Genomic DNA, 5,996 nt, shown 5'->3' with positions numbered 1-5,996 from the left:
CCGACGATGTATTTACGGATGATGTCCAAACGATTACTTATCACTATGCTAAAATCGGCAAGGACGTTACGGTTAACTATGTAGACGCAGCTGGTAAAAAACTAGCTACTTCTAAAACGCTAAGCGGTAATGTCGGCGATAAGGTCAATAGTGAAGCAACCAAAATTGCCGGTTATGCGATGGTCAAAACCAACGCAACCGCCGACGATGTATTTACGGATGATGCGCAAACAATCACGTACCACTATGCCAAAATCGGCAAGGACGTTACGGTTAACTATGTGGATGCGGCCGGTAAAAAACTAGCTACTTCTAAAACGCTAAGTGGTAATGTTGGTGATAAAGTCAACGCCGAAGAAGCAAAAGTCGGTGGCTACGCGATGGTCAAAACCAACGCGACCGCCGATGATGTATTCACGGATGATGTCCAAACGATTACTTATCACTATGCTAAAATCGGCAAGGACGTTACGGTTAACTATGTCGATGCAGCTGGTAAAGAACTCGCTACTTCTAAAACGTTAAGTGGTAATGTCGGTGATAAGGTTAATAGTGAAGCGGTCAAAGTTGCCGGTTATGCAATGGTCAAAACTAATGCAACCGACGACGATGTATTCACAGATGATGCGCAAACGATTACTTATCACTATGCTAAAATCGGCAAGGACGTTACGGTTAACTATGTAGACGCAGCTGGTAAAAAACTAGCTACTTCTAAAACGTTAAGCGGTAATGTTGGTGATAAAGTCAACGCCGAAGAAGCCAAAGTTGCCGGTTACGCAATGGTCAAAACTAATGCAACCGCGAATGATGTATTTACGGATGATGCGCAAACAATTACGTATCAGTATGCTAAAATCGGCAAAGACGTTACGGTTAACTATGTCGATGCAGATGGTAAAAAATTGGCTGAGTCTAAGACATTAAGTGGTAATGTTGGTGATAAGGTCAACGCCGAAGAAGCAAAAGTCGAGGGCTACGCGATGGTCAAAACCAACGCGACAGCCGATGATGTATTCACGGATGATGTCCAAACCATTACGTATCATTATGTTAAAAAAGCTGATAATGTGACAGTTAAATATGTCGATGAATCTGGCAACGAAATTGCTCCCGCTAAAGCCTTAACTGGTAATGTCGGAGCCGCCTATCAAGCAGTTCAAGCTTCAATCGATGGTTACACGTATAAACAAGTAACGGATAATGCCAAAGGAACCTTTACGGACAAACCGCAAACGGTCACTTATGTCTATACGAAGAACCCAGTCGCAGGCGCTAACGTCACTGTTAACTACCAAGATGAATCTGGCAACCAACTTGCGAAACCAGCAATCTTAACCGGTAATGTCGGGGCTGCCTATCAAGCAGTTCAAGCCTCAATTACTGGTTACACGTACAAACAAGTGATTGGTCAACCAACAGGCACTTTCAGTAATGCCGCGCAAACGGTCACTTATGTCTATACGAAGAACCCAGTCGCCGGCGCTAACGTGACGGTCAATTACCAAGACGAAGCCGGCAAACAATTAGCCGCTTCAGCCATCTTGACTGGCAATATTGATACTAGTTATCACGCTGTTCAAGCAACAATCACTGGCTATCATTACAAAGCCGTGACTGGCGCACCGGATGGTCGTTTTACGGCTAATGCTCAAACGGTCACTTACGTATACACGAAAGATGCCGATAAACCGGTTAAAATCGCTAATCAAACGGTTAAATATGTCGATGAAAATGGTCAAACAATTGCGGGAACTGAGATCTTAACCGGCAATATTGGTACACCATATCATGCCATTCAAAAGGCCGTTGCAGGGTACAGTTATAAGTCAGTTACGGGCGCACCAACCGGTAACTTCACTACAGATGCACCAACTGTGACCTATATCTATACGAAAGATCCTGTTCAAGGGGCTAACGTGACGGTCAATTATCAAGACGAAGCTGGCAAGCAGATTGCCAATCCAGCGACGTTAAGCGGTAATGTTGGGTCAGGCTATCAAGCGGTTCAGACACCTATTGATGGTTATACCTTTAAACAAGTGATTGGCACACCGACTGGCACGTTTAGTAACGCGGCTCAAACAGTCACTTACGTTTACACGAAGAATCCGGTTCAAGCCGGTAACGTGACGGTTAATTACCAAGATGAAGCGGGCAATCAGCTTGCAAAATCAGCGACGTTAACCGGTAATGTTGGCGATAATTACCAAGCCGTTCAACTCGCAGTTGACGGTTACACCTTCCAAAAAGTGATTGGGAATCCGAACGGAACATTAACGGATGCGGCTCAGTCGGTCACTTACGTTTATGCGAAGACGGTTACTAAACCGGAAGCATCAACGACACCGATTGAACAACCTAAGCAACCTGTTAAGCAACCGAAGACAACGACCGACCAAACGCCTTCAGAAAAAGTGGCACCAGCGGCTAAAACGACTAAAGTCGCTGATGACCGCCAGAAATTACCACAAACTGGGGTTAAACAAGCTAACGGTTTACTAGCTGTAGTTGGCGCGTTACTGATCGCGATTGTCGGAATGGCTTTCAAGAAACGAAAAAATTAGTGAAATAGTGTTTAAAGTATCTCGTAGCAGAGATTAATCTAAATAACCAACAAGTTTTCGATAATCAATCGAGGACTTGTTGGTTATTTTATTGTATCGGAATATTTATAAGTTTGTTAATTAGAAATTGAACAACAATCAAGTGGTTGTAAGATGAAACAGCTTCGAATAATGAGGCTAAATTACGATAAATGTTGATGAATTCCGCATTGTTAAGTGATTTGCAATTAAAAGAAGTGGTCGGTAGCTCGCCTCGAAACTTGCTAGCGACCACTTTTGTTACATAGTGTTTACGGGGGAAAGAATGAGGAAAAACAACATGGATAATAACGAAGGCGCCTATCGTAGTTTTCAAGAATGGTATCTCAAGGTGACGAAGCTCGAACAGAAGATGGATTTTATTGCCAGTCAATACGATGTCAATTACGGTCAATATTTAATCATGAAATATATAATTGTTGATCACTGCGATGAACCGACGTTGTTAGCCAATGCGTTTGGGATTTCGCGGCCAGCTGTTTCGCGGAAGTTAAACGTCCTCTTTAAGAAGAACAAAATTGTCAAAAAACATAATGATCCAAGCGATCAACGGAAAGTCCATCTGGTTTTAACGGCGGAAGGTAAATCGGATTTAGCTGCGATGGATCTGGGCTATCTCCAGTGGTTTAGTGAAGATTTCATGGCAGACCAGGGCGTTGATTTGGGATTGCTCCAAGAACAAACTAATCATGTCTTAGATCGAATCCCGGGTCGTTAATATTAAAGAAAGCCTGCCGGTGCGCAGGCTTTTTAAGATGGTAGTAATTTGAATCGGCGTTTTAATGTCGAGACACTAATGCCGGTTTTTCGACTGATTGATCCGAACGTTGCGCCGTTTTGTCGAAGATGGAGGGCATCCCGAATTTCCTGATCGGTATACGTCAGTTGGCGTCCTTCGCGATAGTCCGGATTCGTTAGTCGCGCGTTGACTTTGCCTTCTTGCGTGCGGGTGATAATCATATCCCGTTCGAATTGGGCGAACGCACTAAAGAGCGTGAAGATTAGGCGACCCGAGGGCGTATCTTCGATAATTCCCATATTCAGAATGTGAATCTTGATTTGGGCTTCTAAGAGTTCTTGAATAATTTCGAGTGCTTCTTTGGTGTTGCGGGCAAATCGGTCTAGCTTGGTAACGACAATCGTGTCGCCAGTCTGGACGCGGTTGAGCAGCCGTTCGAATTGTGGTCGATGGACTGTTGTGCCGGTAAACTTCTCGCTATAGATGACATCGCACTTCTCAGCCTTGAGCTGTGCGATTTGGGTTGCAAGGCTTTGACCGGCGGAAGAGACGCGAGCATAACCAAACTTCATCATGAACACCTCCTTTCAACTATAATTATACAATATAGAACAATGTTATCGATATGATTAAATCTGACTAATTATCAAAAAGCGATTGCTACTTTTCAGAAAAGCGTCTAAAATAGAAAGTAACATTGAATTAAGATGAGGGATAGTATGACACAACGTTATCGCGTCACCGTTGCTTACGATGGGACTGATTTTGCGGGTTTTCAAAGCCAACCGAATCAGCGCACCGTCCAGGGCACGCTCGAGAAAGCATTAATGAAAATGAGTAAAGGTGAGGCGGTCGCAGTCTATGGTTCTGGTCGCACGGACTCCGGGGTCCATGCATACGGTCAGGTTGTCCATTTCGACTATCCCAAGCTCTTGCCGGCTACAAGTATGCTACGCGCATTGAACAGCCTCCTACCGCTTGATATGGAGGTTGTCGACAGTCAGCTGGCGGCTCCTGATTTCCACGCACGATTCGGTACCAGTGGTAAACGGTATTTGTATCGTGTTGATCTTGGTCATTACACCAATCCGTTTAAACGGCGTTATACGGGCCACTACCCGTATCCAATCGATGTCAGTCGTATTCAGGCGGCAATGCCTGATGTGATGGGTACACACGATTATACGAGCTTTGCAGCGTCTGGTGGGGTGATTAAGAATAAAGTGCGGACGATTTATGACGCGACTGTTGAATACGACGAGTCAGCTAACGAACTGATTTTTGAGTTTTACGGCAACGGCTTTTTGTACAACATGGTCCGGATTTTAGTCGCCACTTTATTGGAGATTGGCAATGGCCGCCGCGACGTCCACGACTTTTTACGATTGTACGAAGTCAAGGATCGACAAGAGGCTCGTTCAACCGCGCCAGCTAGCGGTTTATATTTGAAAGAAGTTTATTATAAAACTGATGAAAATAATTGAGATTCAATTGACTTAATCAATAAATTAGGGTACTATAGTATCTGGTATTGTTTGCCCCACGATAGGCCCCGGAACTTATTGAGTGTCAAACAAACACAGAATATTGGAGGAATAAATCGTGCGTACAACTTACATGGCTAAACCAGGCGAAGTAGAACGTAAATGGTATGTGATCGATGCAACAGATATTGCATTGGGTCGCTTATCAACAGTAGTCGCTTCTATCTTACGCGGTAAAAATAAACCAACATTTACACCAAACGTTGACACAGGTGACAACGTCATCGTGATCAATGCTGAAAAGATCAAATTAACAGGTAAAAAAGCAACTGACAAGTTATATCATCACCATAGTAATCATCCTGGTGGTTTAAAGACTCGTTCAGCTGGCGAAATTCGTGAAAAGACACCTGATCGTTTAATCGAAATGTCAGTGAAAGGTATGTTACCAAAGAATACTTTGGGTCATAACCAATTCTTGAAATTACACGTTTACGCTGGTGGCGAACATAAACACCAAGCACAAAATCCAGAAGTCTTAGACATCACGGACATTATTTAAGGAGGAAACTATAGTGGCTCAAGTAACTTACAGCGGTACAGGTCGTCGTAAAAATTCAGTAGCTCGTGTACGTTTAGTACCCGGTACTGGTAAAATCACTATCAACAACAAAGACGTTGTTGACTATATCCCATTTGCTAACTTGATTTTAGATATGAAACAACCTTTAACAATTACTGAAACAACAGATAGCTATGATATCTTGGTAAACGTTAACGGTGGTGGATTCTCTGGTCAAGCCGGCGCAATCCGTCACGGTATTTCACGTGCATTGCTAACTGTAGATCCTGACTTCCGTCCAGCTCTTAAACGCGCTGGCATGTTAACACGTGACCCTCGTATGAAGGAACGTAAGAAACCAGGTCTTAAGAAAGCTCGTAAAGCATCACAATTCTCAAAACGTTAATATATTCTTATATATCAATATTTCGAAACACCGTCTCACTTTTGTGGGAGGGTGTTTTTTTGTGTAGCTATATAGGTTAGACAAAAAAGTAACGCACTTTACGTAATATAGTAATAGGCAGTCGTTAATTGCAAGCGCCAGACTCAGTCGATTCAAAATTGACAAGTGGAGGTGAGCGACTTGCGGTAGCTGTGCCAGC

Annotated in this window: 6 protein-coding genes; 5 read left to right on the top strand and 1 reads right to left on the bottom strand. The window is 43.5% G+C overall.

Annotated features, from left to right (window positions below; genetic code table 11):
• Window positions 1-2,567: MucBP domain-containing protein (locus tag LFUMFP_RS08745; protein ID WP_158697739.1), on the top strand; the 2,567-nt coding region annotated here is incomplete at its 5' end.
• Between the two features lie 319 nt (window positions 2,568-2,886).
• A complete protein-coding gene (locus LFUMFP_RS08740; protein WP_056950709.1) occupies window positions 2,887-3,324 on the top strand; it encodes a MarR family winged helix-turn-helix transcriptional regulator in 438 nt (145 codons plus the stop codon).
• A gap of 32 nt (window positions 3,325-3,356) precedes the next feature.
• Here the strand turns inward: LFUMFP_RS08740 and LFUMFP_RS08735 are convergent, their stop codons facing one another.
• On the bottom strand, window positions 3,357-3,917 hold the full coding sequence (locus LFUMFP_RS08735) for a recombinase family protein (protein WP_025082668.1): 561 nt from the start codon (window positions 3,915-3,917) through the stop codon (window positions 3,357-3,359).
• 147 nt (window positions 3,918-4,064) lie between these two features.
• Between LFUMFP_RS08735 and truA the strand changes: the two genes are divergently transcribed.
• The 3 genes from truA (at window position 4,065) to rpsI (ending at window position 5,797) form a co-directional block, all read left to right on the top strand.
• Window positions 4,065-4,829: a tRNA pseudouridine(38-40) synthase TruA gene (gene truA / locus LFUMFP_RS08730; protein ID WP_056950705.1), complete on the top strand. Its 765-nt coding sequence runs from the start codon at window positions 4,065-4,067 to the stop codon at window positions 4,827-4,829.
• Window positions 4,830-4,947: 118 nt separating this feature from the next.
• Window positions 4,948-5,391: a 50S ribosomal protein L13 gene (gene rplM, locus LFUMFP_RS08725; RefSeq protein ID WP_025082669.1), complete on the top strand. Its 444-nt coding sequence runs from the start codon at window positions 4,948-4,950 to the stop codon at window positions 5,389-5,391.
• A 13-nt stretch (window positions 5,392-5,404) separates the two neighbouring features.
• The gene (gene rpsI, locus LFUMFP_RS08720; RefSeq protein WP_025082670.1) at window positions 5,405-5,797 is read left to right on the top strand and encodes a 30S ribosomal protein S9; all 393 of its coding nucleotides are present in this window, start codon (window positions 5,405-5,407) and stop codon (window positions 5,795-5,797) included.
• Window positions 5,798-5,996 lie beyond the last annotated feature (199 nt).

It is taken from the genome of Latilactobacillus fuchuensis, assembly GCF_900258455.1.
GTDB lineage: Bacteria > Bacillota > Bacilli > Lactobacillales > Lactobacillaceae > Latilactobacillus > Latilactobacillus fuchuensis.
This window is presented reverse-complemented; position numbering and strand designations above follow the sequence as displayed.

Bases quoted from the DNA above. Each gene is read 5' to 3' on its own strand.
- LFUMFP_RS08740 (WP_056950709.1), top strand. From the start codon at position 2,887: ATGGATAATAACGAAGGCGCCTATCGTAGTTTTCAAGAATGGTATCTC.
- LFUMFP_RS08735 (WP_025082668.1), bottom strand. From the start codon at position 3,917: ATGAAGTTTGGTTATGCTCGCGTCTCTTCCGCCGGTCAAAGCCTTGCA.
- truA (WP_056950705.1), top strand. From the start codon at position 4,065: ATGACACAACGTTATCGCGTCACCGTTGCTTACGATGGGACTGATTTT.